Annotated in this window: 17 protein-coding genes; 15 read left to right on the plus strand and 2 right to left on the minus strand. The window is 43.1% G+C overall.

The window, feature by feature from the left end; translation table 11 throughout:
• Positions 1-34 precede the first annotated feature (34 nt).
• The 9 genes from ASL11_RS24730 to ASL11_RS24770 all read left to right on the plus strand — a co-directional run bounded on the left by ASL11_RS24730 (position 35) and on the right by ASL11_RS24770 (position 12,578).
• Complete coding sequence (locus ASL11_RS24730) at positions 35-1,600, plus strand: hypothetical protein (protein WP_056620808.1); 1,566 nt, start codon at positions 35-37, stop codon at positions 1,598-1,600.
• Complete coding sequence (locus ASL11_RS24735; protein ID WP_056620809.1) at positions 1,597-2,847, plus strand: glycosyltransferase family 2 protein; 1,251 nt, start codon at positions 1,597-1,599, stop codon at positions 2,845-2,847. Before ASL11_RS24730 ends, ASL11_RS24735 begins: the two co-directional genes overlap by 4 nt.
• 14 nt (positions 2,848-2,861) lie before the next feature.
• Complete coding sequence (locus tag ASL11_RS24740) at positions 2,862-4,952, plus strand: cellulose biosynthesis cyclic di-GMP-binding regulatory protein BcsB (RefSeq protein ID WP_056620811.1); 2,091 nt, start codon at positions 2,862-2,864, stop codon at positions 4,950-4,952.
• Positions 4,949-5,803 (plus strand): GGDEF domain-containing protein, encoded by an 855-nt coding sequence (locus ASL11_RS24745; protein WP_056620813.1) that lies wholly within the window; start codon positions 4,949-4,951, stop codon positions 5,801-5,803. The genes ASL11_RS24740 and ASL11_RS24745 overlap by 4 nt, the downstream gene beginning before the upstream one ends.
• 119 nt (positions 5,804-5,922) lie before the next feature.
• Positions 5,923-7,245: a spore germination protein gene (locus ASL11_RS24750; RefSeq protein ID WP_056620815.1), complete on the plus strand. Its 1,323-nt coding sequence runs from the start codon at positions 5,923-5,925 to the stop codon at positions 7,243-7,245.
• Position 7,246: 1 nt separating this feature from the next.
• The gene (locus ASL11_RS24755) at positions 7,247-8,335 is read left to right on the plus strand and encodes a GerAB/ArcD/ProY family transporter (protein WP_056620817.1); all 1,089 of its coding nucleotides are present in this window, start codon (positions 7,247-7,249) and stop codon (positions 8,333-8,335) included.
• A gap of 10 nt (positions 8,336-8,345) precedes the next feature.
• Positions 8,346-9,392 (plus strand): Ger(x)C family spore germination protein, encoded by a 1,047-nt coding sequence (locus tag ASL11_RS24760; protein ID WP_056621822.1) that lies wholly within the window; start codon positions 8,346-8,348, stop codon positions 9,390-9,392.
• Between the two features lie 222 nt (positions 9,393-9,614).
• Positions 9,615-10,394, plus strand: coding sequence for an ABC transporter ATP-binding protein (locus tag ASL11_RS24765; RefSeq protein ID WP_056620819.1), 780 nt, complete (start codon positions 9,615-9,617; stop codon positions 10,392-10,394).
• Between the two features lie 114 nt (positions 10,395-10,508).
• A complete protein-coding gene (locus ASL11_RS24770) occupies positions 10,509-12,578 on the plus strand; it encodes a thioredoxin domain-containing protein (protein WP_056620821.1) in 2,070 nt (689 codons plus the stop codon).
• 153 nt (positions 12,579-12,731) lie between these two features.
• On the opposite strand, the gene ASL11_RS36015 is transcribed toward ASL11_RS24770, so the two are convergent.
• Positions 12,732-12,890: a DUF1540 domain-containing protein gene (locus tag ASL11_RS36015; protein ID WP_082593545.1), complete on the minus strand. Its 159-nt coding sequence runs from the start codon at positions 12,888-12,890 to the stop codon at positions 12,732-12,734.
• Between the two features lie 248 nt (positions 12,891-13,138).
• Here ASL11_RS36015 and ASL11_RS24775 point away from each other — a divergent pair, with 248 nt between their 5' ends.
• A complete protein-coding gene (locus tag ASL11_RS24775) occupies positions 13,139-13,357 on the plus strand; it encodes a hypothetical protein (RefSeq protein ID WP_056620823.1) in 219 nt (72 codons plus the stop codon).
• A 111-nt stretch (positions 13,358-13,468) separates the two neighbouring features.
• Here the strand turns inward: ASL11_RS24775 and ASL11_RS24780 are convergent, their stop codons facing one another.
• A complete protein-coding gene (locus tag ASL11_RS24780; RefSeq protein WP_056620825.1) occupies positions 13,469-15,391 on the minus strand; it encodes a glycosyl hydrolase family 18 protein in 1,923 nt (640 codons plus the stop codon).
• Positions 15,392-15,567: 176 nt separating this feature from the next.
• Between ASL11_RS24780 and ASL11_RS24785 the strand changes: the two genes are divergently transcribed.
• From ASL11_RS24785 to ASL11_RS24805, 5 genes are all read left to right on the plus strand, one after another.
• Positions 15,568-16,101 carry a DUF309 domain-containing protein gene (locus ASL11_RS24785; protein WP_056620828.1) on the plus strand — a complete coding sequence of 178 codons (534 nt, stop codon included), beginning with the start codon at positions 15,568-15,570 and terminating at the stop codon, positions 16,099-16,101.
• A complete protein-coding gene (locus tag ASL11_RS24790; protein WP_056620831.1) occupies positions 16,098-16,826 on the plus strand; it encodes a response regulator transcription factor in 729 nt (242 codons plus the stop codon). Before ASL11_RS24785 ends, ASL11_RS24790 begins: the two co-directional genes overlap by 4 nt.
• Positions 16,819-18,294, plus strand: coding sequence for a sensor histidine kinase (locus tag ASL11_RS24795; protein ID WP_056620834.1), 1,476 nt, complete (start codon positions 16,819-16,821; stop codon positions 18,292-18,294). Before ASL11_RS24790 ends, ASL11_RS24795 begins: the two co-directional genes overlap by 8 nt.
• A 73-nt stretch (positions 18,295-18,367) precedes the next feature.
• Positions 18,368-18,979 (plus strand): hypothetical protein, encoded by a 612-nt coding sequence (locus ASL11_RS24800; protein ID WP_056620836.1) that lies wholly within the window; start codon positions 18,368-18,370, stop codon positions 18,977-18,979.
• 42 nt (positions 18,980-19,021) lie between these two features.
• The gene (locus tag ASL11_RS24805) at positions 19,022-20,767 is read left to right on the plus strand and encodes an efflux RND transporter periplasmic adaptor subunit (protein ID WP_056620838.1); all 1,746 of its coding nucleotides are present in this window, start codon (positions 19,022-19,024) and stop codon (positions 20,765-20,767) included.
• The last annotated feature ends 22 nt before the right edge of the window (positions 20,768-20,789 follow it).

The raw sequence follows: 20,789 nt of genomic DNA on the forward strand, positions 1-20,789 counted from the left end.
CTTGGTTGATATTCGCGGGAGAGGGGGTATAGGTATGTTTAATCGATACAAAATGGGTACTTCAATATTACTTTTAGTCAATCTACTGATCTTCATATGCTTTCCCCAAATAACTTCTGCCACTCAAGCGGAGACAACACCTGTGCTAGTTGTTTATGATAGCTTAGCAAATGGAACGCCTTTTGAAGGTAATATAGATGCTGTACAACGTATTCTTGCTTCGTTAAATGCCCAAGTAACGATAACTTCCTATGATAAATACGAAGCGGGCATGCTCGCCAAATTCAATAAAGTGATTAACATTAGTAATTTGGAAGATGTTTCGCATTCCCCTGAAATATTTAACCGTGATATGAAAGGCTTCTTTGGGGATTATATGCATATAGGGTATCAACTCCCACCGTATGTTCAACAAGAAATGGGTATTGAGGTACAAAAGCAAGCTACAGACACATTGAAAATTTCAATTGGTCAATTCACTCAAGGATCTATAATTGCAAGCAATATCTCGTATACAACAAAGTTCAACGGGACCTCCTATGGTACTATTTTTTCTGAAAACAGGAAAGCAAGCTATCCTTATGGGGTTATTCATGGCAAAAATGCTTATATCCCATACATGCTAAAAGGGAATTTAAGCGAGTTGGCCGCTTCCTTCGTGTTGAAGGATTGGTTACATGTGACTAGTACAGGTAAGAACTTTGTTTTACTAAATGAAATCTACCCATTCTCAGATTTGGATTTACTTAACGAAGCTGCAGATCGTTTATATAATGCTGGCATACCTTTCATTGCAAGTGTGCAACCTGTGTTTAGTAATTTCCAATTCCCCGCAATGCAGCGATATTTGGAGACACTTAAACATATTCAGTCTCGCAATGGAAGTATCGTGGTGAATGCACCCGTAGTTGCTTCTACAATTAGTCCAGACATCGCAGGTTTAAAAGCACAATTAAGTTCTTTTCTTGATGCCTTAGCTGAATATGAGATTGTTCCACTTGGTATAGGTTCCGAATTATATTGGACTTATGATCAACATTATTCGGAGTATGGCTTGTCGATCTTTGATTCAGGCATACTTTATGATAATCGAAACATCAGATACCATACGCAAAGAAATAATTCGAGTGTGTTCCATTCCGCGATGTATACAATCAATGGGAAGGATTTAAACACATATATAAATTCAAATAAATCACTTAATTCCCTACCTATGAATACCGCATTTGTTTATCCATTTCCAATAAATCGCCAAGAAATGGATGCAACACTGGACACTTTATTAAGAAGTTGGTCGACATTTGCCGATTATAAGAATGAAGAGCATAGTGTGCGTACAGAAAAGAACGAATTAACCTCACATCGTGGTCACTTGCAAATCAATGGACAACCTATTGCCTTAAACAATACGATAGCTGAGATCGACTCTGATCACACCTATGTGCAAGAAGTGAAGAAGAGCTTTACGACCTTATTTTCGGTGCAAAATAATATCTTCATTGTACTCATCGTAACGACGCTGCTTATTTTTATGGTATTTCTCATCATTGGGTATCGCCTGTACAAACGAAAATTCACCCATCAGGAGAGGTCATTATGACAGTTGCAGATATTTTGATGCTAATTTCCGTCTTCTGTATTTGGTCTCTGTTATTGGTTAATGTGGTTCTAATCGTAGCAGGCTACTTGTACTATATTCAAATTGAGAACAAACCGGTTGCACCTATCGAAGGTGAGCCTCCATTCGTTAGCATCATGGTACCGGCACACAATGAGGCAAAGGTTATAACGAAGACGGTGGAATCCTTGCTAGCGCTATCATATCCTCATAATCGTTATGAGATTATCGTCATCAATGACAATTCCTCCGATAATAGCAGCGTCCTATTAGGGAATCTCCAAACGAAGTACCCCGGGCGCAATTTGATCATCTTGAACACGGATAATGTTATAGGCGGAAAAGGGAAGTCTAATGCTTTGAATTTGGGATTTAAACTAAGCAAGGGAGAACTTATTGCCATCTATGATGCTGATAATACCCCTGAGAAAACGGCTTTGACGTATCTAGTTTCCGAAATTACACATGATGCTAGTTTAGGAGCCGTAATCGGGAAATTTCGAACCCGCAATCGTGATGCAAGCCTCTTGACTCGTTTTATTAATGTTGAAACATTATCATTTCAATGGATGGCACAAGCGGGGAGATGGAAGTTATTCAAGCTGTGCACGATTCCAGGTACGAACTTTATTGTTCGGCGTTCGATCATCGAGCAAATGGGTGGTTGGGATGTGAAGGCAATTGCAGAGGATACAGAAATTAGTTTTCGCATTTACTTAATGGGATACAAGATTAAATTCCAACCTAAGTCAGTCACTTGGGAGCAAGAGCCACAAACAGTCAAGGTATGGTTTAAGCAGCGAACGCGGTGGGCGAAGGGAAATATTTACGTCATTGTCAAAAACATCCCCTTATTATTCAAACGATCAGCTCGAAACATTCATTTTGATATTTTATACTATCTCTCCATATATGTGTTGTTGCTAACCTCGTTAGTCATGTCCGATTTACTTCTCATATTGCATGCTTTGGGTTATGTTAGTACAACCATTGCTAGTTTTAGCTCTTTCTTGTGGGGGCTTGCCATCATCTTATTTATTCTCGGAACATTCATTACGTTAGTAACAGAGAAGGGGGAAATGAAGCTTTCTAATGTTTGGATTATTATGCTCATGTACGTCTCTTACTGCCAGATGTGGATGGTTGTTGCAGCATATGGTATGTACGCCTTTTTGAAGGATTTGGTATTCAAGCGAGAAGCCAAATGGTATAAAACCGAAAGGTATTAGATTGGGGAGAATTTATGAAGAAACGATGGCTGTTGATTACGACCGTTTGTCTTTTATCCCTGTTTACTTCGTTAAGCTCAACAGCAGGGGCGGAAGAGCTTTCACCAACTGGAAATAAACAATACCAAACTAATTTTGCAGATACGTCGTTACTTGGAGGCGTAACCTATACATCACAGTACTTTCAGATTGAGGATTATTGGAATGTAGCCAGTGTTGAAGTTCATCTCGATTATGAGATTTCACGCCTTCTGCAGAATGACCGATCAAGTGTAACATTATCGATAAACGGTAAGCCGTTTCACTCTTTTCGTCCAGTCATTCAAGAAACGAAACAACAGCAGTTGACCGTTCTTATTCCCGTTTCGTACCTCGTGAAAGATGTGAATACGCTAACTATTCAAGGAAATTTCGAAACAACCGCGCCGCTCGCTGTCAATGCTTGTTTACCGACAGCTACGCGTGATAATTGGTTGCAAATATCCAAGACCTCTCGTATTTCAGTGAATTACGCAAACTCGGCAATTCAAAAGAATATCCGAGATTTCAACGAGCATTTTATCGGGTTGGATACGATCAAAGAAGGTTTGAATGCGATCCTAGTTACAGAAGGGGAAAGTAACTTGGCTGTACTTGAAGCGGCTACCTACGCGCTTTCTGGATTCGCTAAAGTGAATCCTCTTTCCGATAAAGGGATTCCTATCGTCGCATACAGTGCGGATAGTATGAAAGCAAAGCAAGCCCTTATTCTCATCTCCTTCTATAACGATCTGCCTGAAGAAGTGAAGTCAACGATTCCAGCGGATGATCTGGATAATAAAGCATACATTAAGTTGGTCACCCTAGCGGGAAAACCGACGTTAGTGGTCACTTCTTTGGATACCGCTTTACTGGTGAAAGCAGGACGATTAATAGGTAATCAGTCGTTGCTCAGTCAGCTTGACACGGATACGAAGGTAGTCGATGCCACAACAGAGGTAGAATCCCCTACGGTTAGTATTAGCCGAAACATAACGTTAACGGAAACAGGCGATAAAATCGTTGGTGACCGTCATCGTGAGAAATTTTATTTCGTCTCACTTCCAGGTAACCGTTCGATCGCAGATGCGAGCAAGTTGAGCATTAAGTATCGATACGCGAAAAATTTAGATTTCGATCGTTCGATGGTTACGATCCTAATCAATGATACACCAATTGGCAGCAAGCGCTTGTCTACGGAGCTCGCAGACAATGATCACATTGATATTGCCATCCCCAAAACATTGAATATTAGCGGGAATTTCACAGTGAAAGTTGCTTTCGATTTGGAACTCAAAAATGCAGGCTGTATTGAGAATCAGGATCAAATGCCATGGGCGTTTGTAGATAAGGATTCCATGTTACAGCTGAATACCAAAGATAAAGCGGACATGTTGTTTAACAATTACCCTTATCCCTTTCTGAGAGATGGCAGCTACAATCAGTTGGCAGTCGTTCTGCCCAAAGAGCATGATACATACGTATACCAAACGATTTCGAACATTTTTAATTTGTTAGGGCGTTACGCGCAGACCAATACCGGGGAAGTTCTTTTTTACCAAGATAATGTCGCGGCTTCACAGCTGAAGAACCGCGAGATCATCGCTATCGGTAGTTATCAGAATAATCAAGTTATCCGTACTAATAATGACAAGCTATATTTTCAATATGATAAAAGTGGAACAGGCTTCGTCTCCAATGAAAAAATGAGTATCGAAGCTAATTATGGCACTCGCATAGGCTCGCTGCAATTGATTGATTCGCCATATGGGAATGGCTTCGGGCTGCTAGCCGTCACAGGGGCCAGTTCAGAGTACGCTTATCTAGCCTCTAAACTTATCGGATCAGAAGGTACGCTGTGGAAAGTATTCGGCGATGGAGCGGTTACGGACATTGACGGGCAAATTAATGCGTTTCGTTTTAAAAAAATAACGACGACTGAGCCTTCTACGGTATTGAGCGATGTCATGGATCGCAAAGATGTTCTGGGTTTCATGGTTGCCGTTGTCCTTGTTGCCTTATTGGTTATTCTCTCGCTTATCCTGTTAATTCGTAAATACCGAAAGAAGCGGAGGGATCGTGGATGAGGCGTTTACAAAGCAATATGGTTTCGGATGGCGCATTTATTTTCCTGATTATTGTCTGTTTCGTTTGTATCGTGTTTACCGCGGGAAACCCCAATCTCTATATCCAAAATATTATTTTCTTGAACCTTGCGTTACTAATTGCGATCGTCACCTACTTTACAAACGTTACAACGGGATTGATTTTGAATATCCTATTCATCTTCGGTTACGGCACATTTACGCTGTATCAAACGGTGGTTGTGGGCGGAGTAGTTGGAGCTCAGAACTATTTCTGGCTTATCATGACGCCACTATTTACGATCTCAACATGGCTGCTTACTTATGGAAATCGCCAGCTTCAGTTGGAAAATGAGCAACTGCAGAAGGCCAACAAATCGCTCGCAACAGTAGATGCCAAAACAAGCTTAAAGAATACGTTTTCGTTTCAATCCGATGCAACGATTTTCATGGCGCTGTCGGTTCGTTATCACATCCCATTAACACTTCTGGTTTTCAGTGTGAAATACTGGGATGAAATTCGGCGTATTATAGGAGAAGAACAACTGATGGAGGCTGTACTTGATCTATCACAAATGAGTCAGACCAGCATCCGTACGAATGATTCGCTTTATTTGCTCAATAAGGAAAATCCAATGTGGGGCATGCTGTTATTCACAGATCGACCGGGCGCTTCTATCGTAATTGATCGATTGAGAAATAGTGTGGAGGAGCGAAACAGGGACGAGTACAGGGAGAAATACCGGGTCGAGCTTATCTTGAAGATGGGCGCGATTGAATATGATGCTAAGGAAGTTCCGAACCCGTTGGAGTTTATTACGCTGGCGAAGAAGCAATTGGAATTTGATGTCTAAATATAAGGTACAGATCTCAGTTATTGAGGATCTGTACCTTTTTTTATCATGATTAACAAGTCTAAAGTATGCAAATACTACTTGAGAACTATTAGCAAAATTGGAAGGGAGGATATGATTTGTCTATCTTGACCAGTCTGAAATATCATTTTGAACAAGACAGGGAGTATATTTCACGTCAACTATGGATAGGCAGTGATCCTCTAACCTTTCTAGGATTAAGGACGCTCGTTAATTTCCCGAGATCACTTACCATGGTGCGCGAACAGCTACATACAGTAGATAATATAGATCAACCAATACAAGATAGGCTGAGTGGGCTTGGTCACAATGTATCCAATTGCACACTGGACGAACTCATCTCAGAAATATTAGATGGCATGCTTATTGCCATTCATGAGCCATCTGGTACTTATATTAGCATCATACCTGTTGCACAACCGCTCAATCGTTCAGTAACAGTGCCATTAACTGAAAATGTAGTTAGAGGGTCAAGCAGCGCTTTCAACGAGGATATCGAGCTCAATGTCGGCTTGCTTCGAAAGCATATAAATTCAAGTGATTTGCAGATTGCGACGTATAGGTTTGGGGAAGTATCCAAAAATTGCGTGGTTTTGTCCTATTTGAATACAAAGATTGATCCTACACTTCTAAGATCTATCATCAAAGCAATCGAAACGAATTTGCATTTGGATGTTAGCAATGTACAAGAACTATCGAAAGTGTTTGGGTTTTCAAACTTTACACTGGTAACACGTTACAATACAACGGAACTGCCACAGAGTGCAGCACGAGCTTTAAAAAATGGAAAAGCGGTTCTTTTCATCGAACGTTTGCCTTTCGCATTAGTACTCCCCAGTCTTGTTTCGGATTTGTTCGTGACAGCAGATGATGCCAATCATCCGCATGTGTTTGCTACGGCCCTTAGCTTCATTCGTATAGTAGGTGCGTTGATCACGCTAATTATCCCAGGTTTATATGTGGCCTTAGTTTCTGTGAATCCGGATGTGTTGAGGTTTGAACTGGCGCACTCAATCGCGAAGAGTAGAATAGATGTTCCTTACCCAGCCATCATAGAGACCTTAATATTGTTGTTTGTATTGGAATTAATTTTGGAAGCCATTATCCGACTTCCCCCGAGTATTGGACCGACACTTACCATGGTTGGAGGAATCGTATTAGGACAGGCAGTCGTAGAAGCGAAACTAGTTAGTAGTCTGCTTATCATCATATTAGCAGCCACGACCATCTCTAGTGCGACAGTTGTTGGATATCAGAATGGGTTGTCCATCCGATTGTTTAAGTATGTGTTATTGATTCTTTCTGCCATCTTTGGCGTCCTTGGTCTGTTATTCGGGATCGTTATTATCTGCTCCTATTTGGCAGGTGTCAAATCGCTTGGCGTTCCTTATTTGCAATTGAAGCATCCAGAAGGTGAATGACATGTTTAGAAACTTACAAGTTGTAGTTATCTACATCATAACCCATTTAGGGTTGATATTCTTTATGTATCCGACAGATATTTTAGCGAGTACACGTGAAGCCTATTGGATACCTGTAGGGTTAGGTTATTTAGTCCATATTACCGTCATTTTTATTTATCTGAAGGGGCTTAGTTATTTTAAGAATCAGAATATCCATCAAGTACTGATCAACAAGAATAAACTAATCATGTGGTTAACGCTTCTTCCGGTTTTTCTTTATCTTTCACTGATTACCATAATTACAGTGAGGGCTTATGCCGAAATCATTTCGATTGTTTTTCTAGCAGACACTCCAATCTGGATTCTTATGTGTATGTTGCTTGGGATTCCCACATTTATGGTCATCCATGGTGGAGTAAGATCACTATTAAGAGCGGGACTTCTTTTAGCTGTCCTATTTCTTCCTCCCATGCTATTTGTCATGTTCGCATCTCTTCAAAGCATCGATTTGAACTATGCACTCCCACTGATCCCCAAGGATCGTTCCAAACTATTCGCATTTCTCACCGATTTTTCCTATTATAAAAGCTTGTTTGCATTCGCGGGAGGATTTTTATTTCTGGGCTTTATTCCTTCTTATATCACGTATAAACCCAAAACCATTTACTTGAGCAGCATTATCGTTTTCATTTTTTTCCTACTTTCGGTTTATATTCCTATTGTGACATTAGGGGGAGAAACCGCCCGTCAGCTCGCATTCCCCTTCATATTCACGATTGATACGATAGAAATCAACTGGCTTATGTTTGATAGGATTACGATTTTTTTCCTGCTGAGTCAAATTGCGTTTGTCCTTCTTTTTATCGCAATGACTCTCTGGCAGATCGCATGCTTAATCAGGTCTCGAGCAAAAAAAATGAAAAATCAGTATCTTATTTCTGCCATTTCAATTGTCGTGTTCCTGATATGCTTATTCATTCCTGACTGGGGTCACGTTGAATTGCTGCTGAAGTGGAATTCATTTCTTCGTTTGTATGTTGCATTAGTCATTCCGACTGTCATTTTCATAGCAGGGTATCAACATCAAAAACATGTCAGAGAGAGTTGAAGTGAAGAATATGCTGAAATGGATTGTTGCAACACTCTTACTTTTTATTCTCAGCGGCTGTTGGGATAACAAGGATATCAATCATCGTTCTTTACCGATCGCTATGGGGGTTTCATACAATCAAGGGCAATATACGGTGTATCTCGATATTCCAAAAGTAAGTGAAACAGACAAGATACAAGTCGTTTCAGAGAGTGGCGACACAATCAACAATATCATTGACAAAATTAGTATGAATATGGAAAGCGAAATTGATCTGCTTCATTTGAAAATCATCCTTGTCGATAAAGAGTTTGCCAGACACGGTTTAAATGACGGTGTGTCAAGCCTTATTCGTTCTAGACATGTCTCTCCGAAAACACTGTTCGTTATCTGTGATGAATCGCCAGATCGATTTTTTGAAAAAATGGACAAAAATTCAAATGATGGAACCCTAATTTATGACTTTTTTCAGCGCAATAGTGGGTTGAGTCCTGAAATTGCTTACACGCAAACGTGGAAAATTTTCAGGAGCATCCATTCCTTTACCAACGATGTGGTTATCCCTATTATTAAATCTGGAAATACAACGGCGATTGAAAGCACTGGCTCAGCCATCATGAAGAATGGCAAAATGGTGGGGCGACTCAATAATGAAGAAACCTTACTCATCAATGTATTTAATGGGAAGAAAACGCAGGGGAAAATCGAAGTGATAGGAAAGGGTACAATTCAAATTGTAAGTAACCATCTGAAGCATAGAAGTTATTTCGTTAATAACCAAGCTCTATTGAAAAGTAAGCTAAGCTTAAAAGTAATCTTATTGGATACGAAAGGTAATCCTTCGCTAGATTCCATCAAGTCAGATCTGAACAAGCTGGTTCTGGAACGGTTCGAGCATTTATTTGAAAAAATTAAGCTAGGCGGAGCAGATGTTCTGGGAGTTGGACAACATTTTCGGAATGAATTGACGCGAACTCAACTAGAAGAATGGCATGCCGAGTATTTTAAAAATTTGAAAATCGATTTGCAAGTCTCAACCACGATTCGAAACACCGGGAATTTGAAGGATACTTAAACTTATAACGGTAAATAAACACGGGGGCCGCGAATTTATTCGCAGCTTCTATTTTTGTTTCGTATTCCTATGGTAAACTTAACCTATCATCCACAGGATTCCTACTACACGCGGATATGGTTGTTTATCTTACTAATACCGTCGCCTAGGATTTCTTCCTTGAGAGAATAAACATCTGATGATAGGATGAATAGGAGAGCAATTGGAAGGAGTGATCACCATATGAAGCAGGTTATTGAAATGAACAATATAGGTTGGTGTAGGGACAACAAAATCATCCTAGATGATATGAATTGGCAGGTTGCCAAAGGCGAGCATTGGGCCATACTTGGACTAAACGGTTCAGGTAAAACAACTCTCCTGAATATGATTAATGGCTACATTTGGCCAACAACGGGGCAATTGTCTGTCTTGGGGCATCCTTTTGGCAGCGTAGATATAAGAGAATTGCGCAAATCTATCGGTTGGGTCAGTTCCTCCTTGCAGGAAAAGTTGTACGCTTCAGATAAAACACAGCATGTAGTTATCAGTGGGAAACATGCATCTATTGGGCTGTATGATAAGCCGAGTGAGGAAGATTTCGAACGTGCAAGGGGATTTATGCAGCGGCTGTCTTGCCAGCATTTGTATGATCGCACTTATCAATCCTGCTCACAAGGAGAGAAGCAAAAGCTGCTCATTGCTAGAGCATTAATGGCATCACCAAAGTTGCTTATTTTGGATGAGGCTACGAACGGTCTGGATTTTCTATCCAGAGAAGCCTTATTATCCAGTATTAACGAGCTGGCCGTGGGGTCGGATGCACCAACGCTAATATTTGTCACCCATCATATTGAGGAGATTCTTCCAGTGTTTGGTCAAACTTTACTCATTCGCCGTGGTGGTGTGTTTGCCAAAGGAGATACAAGCGAAGTGCTGACAAGTGACAGTTTGTCTTCCTTCTTTGAGACCTCAGTAGAAGTGAAATGGCAAAATCAACGTGCCTGGATTTCGATTCCGTAGACGAGCATGGGGAATGATCTCAACTGCTAAATTATTAAGTAACTAGTTTTTATCACTATGCTAAACTGAGCCTATAACATCAATATTATCCAACAAATAAGGAGGTGGTCCCCCATGACAACTCACAACAAACCCAATAGACTAACCAAGGAAAAGTCACCTTACTTGTTACAACACGCATATAACCCGGTCGACTGGTTCCCTTGGTCAGAGGAAGCTTTTGAAAAAGCGAGGCAGGAAAATAAGCCTGTTTTCTTGTCTATTGGGTATAGCACTTGTCATTGGTGCCATGTCATGGCACACGAATCGTTCGAAGACCAAACCATAGCCAATATGTTAAACAAGGATTTCATCTCGATCAAAGTTGACCGGGAAGAGCGTCCTGATATTGATCACATCTATATGGCGGTTTGTCAAGCGATGACTGGACAAGGTGGTTGGCCGCTGACGGTGTTCCTAACTCCTGAGAAGAAGCCATTCTTTGCAGGGACCTATTTTCCACGCAGCCGTAAATATAATCGAGCAGGCATGGTTGAGATCATCGCACAGCTTGCCAGCAAGTGGAGGGAGGACTCTGAGCGAGTTCGCGAGCTTGGTGAGCAAGTGACTATGGAAACGACACAACGGTTGCTAGAGAATCAAACTGGCGGCACGCTGTCAGAGGAAACGCTACATGAGGCATTCCGCTTATATGCGTCTAATTTTGATGCTGAACATGGTGGGTTTGGTACGTTTCCGAAGTTTCCAACCTCCCATAATTTATCATTCCTACTCAGGTATTATAAGAAAACGGGGAATGAGCAAGCACTTGAAATGGTTGAAAAGACGCTAGACGCTATGCACCGTGGAGGTATGTATGATCATATTGGGTTCGGTTTCGCCAGATATTCTGTTGATGCCCAGTGGTTAGTGCCGCATTTTGAGAAAATGCTGTATGATAACGCACTACTGGTGATGACGTATATTGAGGCTTATCAAGTGACTGGGAAAGATCAATACGCTGAGGTGGCCGAGCAAATTATTACCTATGTTCTACGTGATATGACAGATGAAGGCGGCGCTTTCTATTCCGCGGAGGATGCTGATTCGGAAGGCGTGGAAGGTAAGTTCTACGTTTGGACGATGGATGAAATTGAGGACGTGCTCGGCATTGACGAGGGAGATCTCTATAGTGAGATTTATGGTTTGACGGAGTCGGGGAATTTTGAGGGTAAAAATATCCCGAATCTACGCGACACGACGCTGGCTTCTGTGGCAAAGCGGAAGCAAATCCCTCTGGATGAGCTGAAGCTGCGGTTGGAGGCTGCCCGCGTCAAGCTGTTTGCGCATCGCGAACAGCGGATTCATCCGGGCAAGGATGATAAAATTCTGACCGCGTGGAACGGTCTGATGATTGCTGCGCTGTCTAAGGCGGCACGCGCCTTGGACAAGTCAACGTACGCGGCCGCCGCAACGAAGGCCGCGAACTTCTTGCTTCGCGAGCTCCGCCGCGAAGATGGGCGCTTGCTCGCTCGCTATCGCGATGGCGAAGCGGCGTTCCTGGGCTACGTGGACGACTACGCGTTCCTCGTATGGGGACTGATTGAGCTGTACGAGACCACGTTCGAGCTGCGCTTTCTCCGTGAAGCGGTCCAGCTGAACGCAGAGATGCTTCGTCTCTTCGGCGACGAAGAGAAGGGCGGGCTCTTCTTCTACGGCAGCGATGCCGAGCAGCTGCTCACCCGCCCCAAAGAGATCTACGACGGCGCTATGCCGTCGGGCAATGGTGCGGCCGCGCTCAACATGCTGCGGCTGTCCAAGCTGACCTACGACGCGAAGCTGTCGCAGGCAGGGGAAGAGCAGCTCCAGGCGTTCGCTGGAGCTGTTAGCAAGTACCCGCCGGGCCACGCGCTTACGCTGGCCGCGCTTGATTTCGCCTATGGCGCAGCCAGCGAAATCGTGATCGCCGGCGACCCGGCGAAGCCCGAGACACAGCACATGCTGAGCACGGTGCAGCGGCAGTACCTGCCGAATGCGATGCTGGTGCTTCATCCGCCTGGAGCCGCAGGCGAGGAGGTGCGCCAGCTGATTCCGCTGGTTCAAGATAAGCTGCCGCTCGGTGGCCGAGCAACAGCGTATGTCTGCGAGAATTTTGCCTGCCAAGCTCCAACTCAGGATATGGAGGAGCTTGAAAATCTCTCCTAACTTTAGATTATCCCTACACGCAAAAAATCTCTTTTACAATGACTGATAATAATTATCATTATTGGTTACAATAGTGTTAGAAACATAAAAAGAGGCCCGAAGGCCTCTTCTCAAACAAAACTCATTAATCCAACTCACCGAGTAATGGATGAACTAAACCTTGGATTCAAATGTTTTACAATCGGTTTCTTCCGAATTGCGCGCTTGATCACTACCGTGGTGGCTCACGATCGAAATCGAGCTAGCTTTGCATTTGTTTTCATTTGCCCAGTATTTGCAGGAATTCACTTCGCACATAACATCTTTTGCCATGTCTCTTTCACCTCCCTTACCTCATAGAGTGGGCGAAAGGGACCTCTTTTTATACATAACGCTTAAAATAACTTGAATAAAGGGAACGTAGATCCCTTATTACATCAAAATCGATCGAATAGAGGATCCTCGATCCCTTTCATCGTCTGACGATCGTTGTAAGTTAGCGCATTGATATAGGAACAAATGAGACCGCAGTCCGAATATACTTGAAGTAACGCATCAACGAACTTCAAGGGGATGAAGGTATGGCCGAGAAGAATGAGCTGCAAACCTGTGTCAGATGCAAATATGTTGCCGTGAAGGAAGACAGGTACTGTATACGGTGCGGGGCGCCGCTCAAAAACAAATGCACCAAAGAGAAATCACTTATGCACAAGGGGTGCTATAAGGTTAATAAGGCGGATGCCAAGTACTGCGCGGATTGCGGTACGGAGACGACGTTTAGCCAGTTGGGGCTCATCTAGACCAAGTAGGGGCTTAGCCAATAAAAAAACCTGAGGCGAGGACGAAGTCCTCAGCTCAGGTTTTTTGTCTTATTACTTTTTAGTTTTTTCTCTCTCAATTCCCTTTATTACTTACTTCTTCTGTAACACACCCTGCCATAGATCCGGTGTATCATAACCTAAGCGCCAAGCTGCGACACCAGCGATATCATACTTCTTAGCGATATCCATACGAGCCGTAACGGTTGCTTGGTTCTCCAACCAGAATACGAACGTGTAACCATTTTCTTTGTACTCGACCTTATATTGCCCGAATTCGTTGTCCCACGTTTGCGTAGTCGATTTGGAAGCCATAAGCGCGGGAATATCTTTCATGAGAACGGTGCGATTCCCGACTAAAGCTCCTTTGGCATCCAACTGCCATTCGCGTACATAATACGGGATGCCTAGAATGATTTTATCCCGCGGAATACCGTAGGAGAGGAACTCTTGTACTCCGCCATCAGCCCAAGGGATACCAGCAACTGAACCAGGTGAGGTGCTTCCTTTCCAGAACTGATCGTAGGCCATGATCACCATGTAATCGACAATGCCACCAAGCTTCTCATGATCAAAAGCGGAAAGATGATTCCATTTCACACTACCGCGCGGTAAGTCAATGGAAATGACTAAATTTTTCGCATGCGCAGCGGCTGTCAATTTTGAAATAAACGCAGTAAAGGCATTGCGATCAGAACCCGCTAAGCTTTCGAAATCGACATTGATCCCTGGAACCCCTAATTGCACAGAGCGATTAACCAAAGCAGTAATGAACTTATCTTGCGCAGCACTGTTTGCAAGGAATTGCGTAGTTAAGGTAGAGCTGAATTGATTGCTAACCAATGGATATACGGTATAACCGCTTTTTTGCAGCCATTTGACCGTATCAGCATTCGATGTATCCTTCAGATTACCTGTGTTATCTGCCAACTCGAAATAAGAAGGAGAATCGACATCAAGTCCAATCGTATTCGATACATGAGCTTTAATGACCTCGGCACCGGAGCTGCCGTTCCAGCCCCATACTTGCAGCTTTTTGAAATTATCCCAGAGTGTACGATTCTCCAACGTTTGAATGGAAGCATTACTGTACTGTTTCCCATAGGATAAGGCTTCTGGTAAGGTTCGGAACTCACCAATCAGATTTGTACTCTGGTACACTTGATAAGAGGCATAATTGTTCCAAATTTTACGGCCTTCCCGATAAATGGCACTGTGTCCCCATAGCTTTGCATAACTAATCGCTTCATCTATGGATGTGAATTCCTGAAGAAAAACATCATTTTGAAAAACTTTGTATTGTTTAAGATTGCTGTAAACCGTTTGTTTGGAGTTCCTATTAACGACTGTGGAGTTTCCCCATTTGAGTGCTTCTTGAATCGCATCCTCTAAGGAGGCAAATCCCCAATTTGGAGCTGAAAACGTTCCTTGATAAACATTGTAGACTACGCTGCCCGCGCTGTTTGCCTCTTTAACGGCTTGGGGGATGTTATCCCATACCCATCCGTTGGAGTTCAAATCGATAATATGCGCATTGCCCCACTTCTTGGCTTCTGCCATCGCGTCAGTGAGACTCGCAAACTTCCACGAATCCTGCGTGATTTCATTTTGATAGAGTTGATAACGCGCATAATTGTTCCACACCCAGCCCGTAGACTGTAAATCCCGCACACTCGCGTTCGTCCATTTCTTGGCTTCTGCGATAGCCTCATTCAGTGTGGCAAATTGCCACTCCGGCAAGGTAATATCTTGCTGATAAACCTGATAACGCGGGAGATTACTCCATACCCAAGTACGCGTGCCTATTTCTTCTACGTGACTGTTGGAAAACCATCTGGCATACGCTTCTGCCTGTCCATAGGTTGCAAATTCCATAAGCACTTGGTTGTACTGGTAGACGCGGTATTTCGTCGTTTTGTCTATGCTGGAAGGACCATTGCTTGCTGCAAGAACTGTGGAAGGTAACGTCATGGAGAGAAGTAATGTACCGCTAAGTAACCATTTTCCGATTTTCATTCATTCGCCTCTTTCTAGTAAACTACTCTATTGGACGCATGAACTAGTAGATTGGTTGCGCTTCCGACTAGTTGGAAGTTCATGGATGACCGCGTGAAATTGGACGATGACCTGACTTTTTAGTAACATGAGAGATATTGATTTACCGTGATGAACTTAAGGTGAGGGGAATACAAATGACGCAATATCCAGAGGCATACACCGATTATTTATGTTACTTTCACGGAGCGCGGGATTATTTCGAATGTCATGAAGTGATGGAAGAGTATTGGAAAGAGCATCCCAAGGATCCAGCAAGATTAACGTATGTTGGGCTTATTCAAATCGCCGTGGGGATGTATCATAGCCGAAGAGGGAATTATGCGGGGGCTGTGAAAATGCTACAAAGTGCAGCAAATAACCTCCAGTCGGAGGACGTTCGCACTTTGGGACTAGACGATGTGGAGCTGCAAGCGAGAATTGAGCAGGCTTGGCAAGCGATCGGAACCGAGAACTATCTCTTTGAAGATATGAATTTGCCTATATCTGATCCTGAGTTGTTGAATTTATGTTTAGAGTTATGTCAGCTCAAAGGGTGGAACTGGCAAACGCCAAGCCCGATGTCAGATGAGATGATTATTCACAAGCACACGCGAAGAGATCGGTCCGAAGTGATTGAAGAGCGAGCGAGACAACAAGTTATTCGAAAGGAATTAGGTGAAAACCGATGAATTCGGAAGGTAAAATTCTAGTCGTTGAAGATGAAACTAATATATCTGAGGTTGTTAAGTTATATTTGGAGCACTCGAATTATGAAGCTATACAATTGTTTCGCGGTGGTCATGTACTGAAGACCATCATGAACGAGAGGCCAAGCTTGGTGTTGCTTGACATTATGCTTCCAGATATTTCTGGCTACGAGTTGTGTGAGCAAATTCGAAAAATGGATGCGCCTTTTCATCATACACCGATTATTTTCTTAACGGCGAAAGGGGAGTCCTTGGACAAGCTGAGAGGCTTTAATTTGGGTGTAGACGATTATTTAGTGAAGCCCTTTGACCCGAACGAGCTCATTGCGCGGATTAAGGCAGTACTTAGGAGAACTATGCAACCGCCTGCTGATATGACGGGTCCGCAAAGCTCTCCTCGTAAATGGTTGGAAATGGGAAATATTATGATCGACTTAGAGCAGTATCGCGTTACGGTTGGAGGCAATCGTATTGAATTAACACCTAAGGAGATTGAATTATTGTTTTTCTTAATGAGCAACCCGGGTCGTGTATTTACACGTGAAGATTTACTGGGGTATGTGTGGAATTTTGATTTTACAGGAGGCACACGTACCGTAGACGCGCATGTGAAGAACCTAAGGAAGAAGTTAGGCCAGCATGAGACTTGGAATATTCAAACCCTTTGGGGGATTGGGTACTCGTTTGAGGTTGTACAGCATGTTTAAGCGTTGGGTCATGGGGAAATACAATAGCTTATATATTAAACTATTCCTCTCTTTTCTCGCGACCTGTGTGCTTTTTTTTATTGCGCTTTTCGTGTTTTGGAATTCTTATTTTACCGATCTTTTCTATAAGGATAAAATCGAACTTCTTGAAAAAAGGAATACAGAAATTATCCGATTATTGGATTCCGTTCAGGATGGCACGATTTCTACACGTGAGTTGAAATATACGGTTCGGATTTTAGCTAGAAGTATTAATGGACAAGTCTGGCTCGTAGATGACAAAGGAAACATAGCGAATGGTTCTTCAGATAGTGAAGGAAGAGCGATTCCGAAGCAGATGGACACTTTATTCATTGATGGTCTGCACGGACGTTCAGGACATAGCATGATAAGTCTAGAAACGCCGGATGGGAAACGAAATTTATTTGCCTATTATGCGCCCTATCAATTGAATGAACAACCGATGGTCATCATTCTTCATTTCCCTGCAGGCGATATTAGTGAGGTCATCTCTGCAGTGCGTCTTAACCTCTGGTTACCTTTGCTGTTTTCTCTCATCGCAGTTGGCATTATCCTGTTCGTAGTTTCCCGTAAACTTGCAGGGCCGCTGCAACAAATGAATCGTGCAGCTTTAGAATTAGCTCATGGAGATTTCAAGACGCGTGTTCCTGTCAATTCACAGGATGAAGTTGGGCAGCTGGCTAGAAGTTTTAACTTTATGGTGGAGAAGTTGGAGGAGTGGGAGGAGACGAGGCAGGAGTTTCTGGCTAATGTCTCTCATGAACTCAGATCACCTTTGACATCCTTACGTGGTTTCATCGTTGCCATGAATGATCATATTATCCCCCAAGAGAAATATCCGCATTATTTACATATTTGTGATCAAGAGGTACAGCGGCTGCAACGACTTGTCACAGATCTTCTGGACCTTGCTCAGATTCAAAATGGGGTGGATGTATTTCGATTACGTCCAGTTGACATTATCGAATTAGTTGAGGACTCACTCGAGTTATTGAAGCCTGCTATTGTGGAAAAGAACATTTCATTGCATCTCATTTTGCCTGACGAAAATACGGATGGTTGTTTCGTGCAATTAGACCCCGATCGATTTGCCCAAATCATTCGTAATTTAATGTATAATTCGTTGAAATTCACCCCTGAAGGGGGCACTTTAACTGTTGCATTAGAAGAGCATCAGAAAGAAGTCCATCTGTATATTAGAGATACAGGAACTGGGATGACGGAAAGTGAGTTATCACGAATCTGGGATCGATTCTATAAAGCGGATGAAGCTCGAACATCCGATTCGGATGCAATTTCGGGAACAGGGTTAGGACTGACCATTGTGAAACATCTGGTCACGGGAATGAAAGGTAAGGTTTCCGTACGCTCCCGAATTGGGGAAGGTACGGAGTTTCGCATTATTTTTCCAAGGAATCTCGAAATGTTCACAAAATCGTCACAATAGTATCATACTTCATACACATTTTTCACCTATCCTTTTGCTGATGGATAGGTTTTTTTGTGGAGGTGTATATTGGATGAGCATTCGTACACGCAATATTTTGCTGTGTGTGATCCTCACGACCTTCTTGTTAGTCGGTTGTACCAAACAGGATATTGGACAAACCGAATCCTCTGCAACTGGGAACCCGACTATGCCTGCTTCCACCCAAGTCTCGCAAGAGCTCCCTATGGCTGAAGATGTACAGAATGCAACAGAACAGCGGCTGGTTATGCTATTTCAAGGGTTAATCGTGATGGATCGACAACCGTTGTTAGCATTGACTGCAGAGCAATCTCGATCCATTTTGCCCATCGTACGCAAAAGTGAAGAAGAAGGCAGCATTGACGAATCCGAACGTAAAGCCGTCATCCAATTGTTAACGAATGAACAGAAAGCTTATTTGGATGAACAATCGAAGCAATTGAAGCAACGTATCGCGGAACGAGTGAAAACTCACAGGGAAGCGTTAACGGCGGCGGAGAGGGAGCGATTTGTAAACGCTTTCGAAAAAAGGAGGAAGTCTGAGCAGCGGGTTGAAGCTGGTGTGACAGAGCAGGTAAACAATGTTGTGCCATCTCTAGACACACGAGGAATGGGGACCAGTGTTGAAAAGCAATTAATCGAAATGCTGATCTCGAAGTTGTAAGGTCATGTACAAGCGCACAAATGCTAAGGGGGAAGTAACAGAATGAAATTTTTTCGCAGTAAATGGTTCATTTTGATTGTGGCAATTCTCGTTTGCGCGGGTGGTTCCTATGCGTATCTAACGAAAGGGAAGAAATCGAAAGCAGCAGAGGCCAAAGAAGTTACGGTTGATGTTAAAAAAGGGAACATTCGCTCCTCCGTTTCGGGAACAGCTCAATTTGAGCCCAAAGATACCCAAACCATTTCGTCTACGGAAAATGCTAGCATCAAATCGATTAACCTGACACGTAATCAAGCGGTTAAAGCGGGAGATGTGCTTATCGAGTTGACAAGTTCAAACTTGGAAAACGATCTTCAAGATGCCAAGGTGACTTATGAGCAATTGGAGAAAGATTTGAATACGAAGCAGCAACAAAGAGGAATAACAGGCGTAACGGCGCCAATTAGCGGGAAATTAACGTATGCCAATATTGATGTTGGTGCAACGATTAATAAATCAACGAAAATCGCCACAATTGGCGATGCAAGTACATTAACAGTAACCTTGCCATTTTTTGTGGAGGATGCTGCACAACTACATAAAGGCGATACCATAGACATAACGGTTGATGGTTTCATGATCACCAAAACAGGAACGATAGCGGCCATTTCCAAAGACCCGAAATCGGATGGTAAGGGTGGTAAGCTTGTCGATATCGATATTCAAATTAAGAATGACAATTCCATGGATGCAGGATTGAATGCAATGGGATCTGCAACGATTGGCGGACGTACGGTTGATTCGCAAGGGAAAGCCGCACTACAGTACGTACAAATTGCTACAGTACTTGCAGGTACGACGGGCAGTATTTCCACAATGCCTTTCAAAACAGGTGTAATTGTACACCAAGGTGATCTGCTTGCCTCCTTCCTAAATGATACTTTAGACGATGATATAACGACGGCGCAAGCTGCGCTAGAACGTCAGAAGTTGAAAGTGGATGCGGCACAAGATCGTGTAACGGCATTGAAAATTCTAGCTCCTTTCGATGGCGTATTCTCAACAGATTTCGTGAATAAAAAAGTGGATATTCTTAGTAACTTCAGACCGGGAACAAGGGTTACAAGCGGGACTCAATTTGGTACTGTAGCAAGTTTTGCCAAAATGCAGCTTCCTGTGCAAGTGGATGAGCTTGATTTACCAAATATTAAAGTGGGGATGAAAGCGGAAATTAAGGTTGACTCTTTCCCAGGACGCACATTCCCAGCAGAAGTGACACAAGTTTCTACGGTTGGTACAACAACGAACGGTGTAACGTTCTACGATGTTATTTTAGCCACCGAAAATAAAGATAATGTGTTGAAATATGGGATGACGGCAACAGGTGAAATTTTGATTCAGGATAAAAAGGACGTGCTGTATATCCCGCCTGAAGCGCTTCAACTGCAACGAGGTAAACGTGTTGTAACCGTGAAGAAAGCGGATGGAACATCAGAACCTGAACATGAAGTGAAAATTGGTATTCGTTCGACAACACAAATTGAGATCACGGATGGACTTAAAGAAGGCGATAAAGTCGTATTGCCTGCGGCTGTTAGAAGACAGCAAAATCTAAGTACAGATGAGATCAATCGCTTAAGACAGCAATTCCAGCAAGGCGGTGGAGCAGGTGGCTTTGGCGGTGGCGGAGCAGGTGGCTTCCAGCAAGGTGGAGCAGGTGGAGCTGGCGGAGCAGCAGGTGGTAATGCTGGAGGCGGAGCTGCACAGCGTACTACCGGTGGTGGTAATGCCGGTGGCGGTAACAGATAAGGCTGCCCTGAAAGGAGCTATT

The organism is Paenibacillus sp. Soil750 (genome assembly GCF_001428045.1).
In the GTDB taxonomy this organism is placed as follows: Bacteria; Bacillota; Bacilli; order Paenibacillales; family NBRC-103111; genus Paenibacillus_E; species Paenibacillus_E allorhizoplanae.

Bases quoted from the DNA above. Each gene is read 5' to 3' on its own strand.
- ASL11_RS24730 (WP_056620808.1), top strand. From the start codon at position 35: ATGTTTAATCGATACAAAATGGGTACTTCAATATTACTTTTAGTCAAT.
- ASL11_RS24735 (WP_056620809.1), top strand. From the start codon at position 1,597: ATGACAGTTGCAGATATTTTGATGCTAATTTCCGTCTTCTGTATTTGG.
- ASL11_RS24740 (WP_056620811.1), top strand. From the start codon at position 2,862: ATGAAGAAACGATGGCTGTTGATTACGACCGTTTGTCTTTTATCCCTG.
- ASL11_RS24745 (WP_056620813.1), top strand. From the start codon at position 4,949: ATGAGGCGTTTACAAAGCAATATGGTTTCGGATGGCGCATTTATTTTC.
- ASL11_RS24755 (WP_056620817.1), top strand. From the start codon at position 7,247: ATGTTTAGAAACTTACAAGTTGTAGTTATCTACATCATAACCCATTTA.
- ASL11_RS24760 (WP_056621822.1), top strand. From the start codon at position 8,346: ATGCTGAAATGGATTGTTGCAACACTCTTACTTTTTATTCTCAGCGGC.
- ASL11_RS24765 (WP_056620819.1), top strand. From the start codon at position 9,615: ATGAAGCAGGTTATTGAAATGAACAATATAGGTTGGTGTAGGGACAAC.
- ASL11_RS24770 (WP_056620821.1), top strand. From the start codon at position 10,509: ATGACAACTCACAACAAACCCAATAGACTAACCAAGGAAAAGTCACCT.
- ASL11_RS36015 (WP_082593545.1), bottom strand. From the start codon at position 12,890: ATGGCAAAAGATGTTATGTGCGAAGTGAATTCCTGCAAATACTGGGCA.
- ASL11_RS24775 (WP_056620823.1), top strand. From the start codon at position 13,139: ATGGCCGAGAAGAATGAGCTGCAAACCTGTGTCAGATGCAAATATGTT.
- ASL11_RS24780 (WP_056620825.1), bottom strand. From the start codon at position 15,391: ATGAAAATCGGAAAATGGTTACTTAGCGGTACATTACTTCTCTCCATG.
- ASL11_RS24785 (WP_056620828.1), top strand. From the start codon at position 15,568: ATGACGCAATATCCAGAGGCATACACCGATTATTTATGTTACTTTCAC.
- ASL11_RS24790 (WP_056620831.1), top strand. From the start codon at position 16,098: ATGAATTCGGAAGGTAAAATTCTAGTCGTTGAAGATGAAACTAATATA.
- ASL11_RS24795 (WP_056620834.1), top strand. From the start codon at position 16,819: ATGTTTAAGCGTTGGGTCATGGGGAAATACAATAGCTTATATATTAAA.
- ASL11_RS24800 (WP_056620836.1), top strand. From the start codon at position 18,368: ATGAGCATTCGTACACGCAATATTTTGCTGTGTGTGATCCTCACGACC.
- ASL11_RS24805 (WP_056620838.1), top strand. From the start codon at position 19,022: ATGAAATTTTTTCGCAGTAAATGGTTCATTTTGATTGTGGCAATTCTC.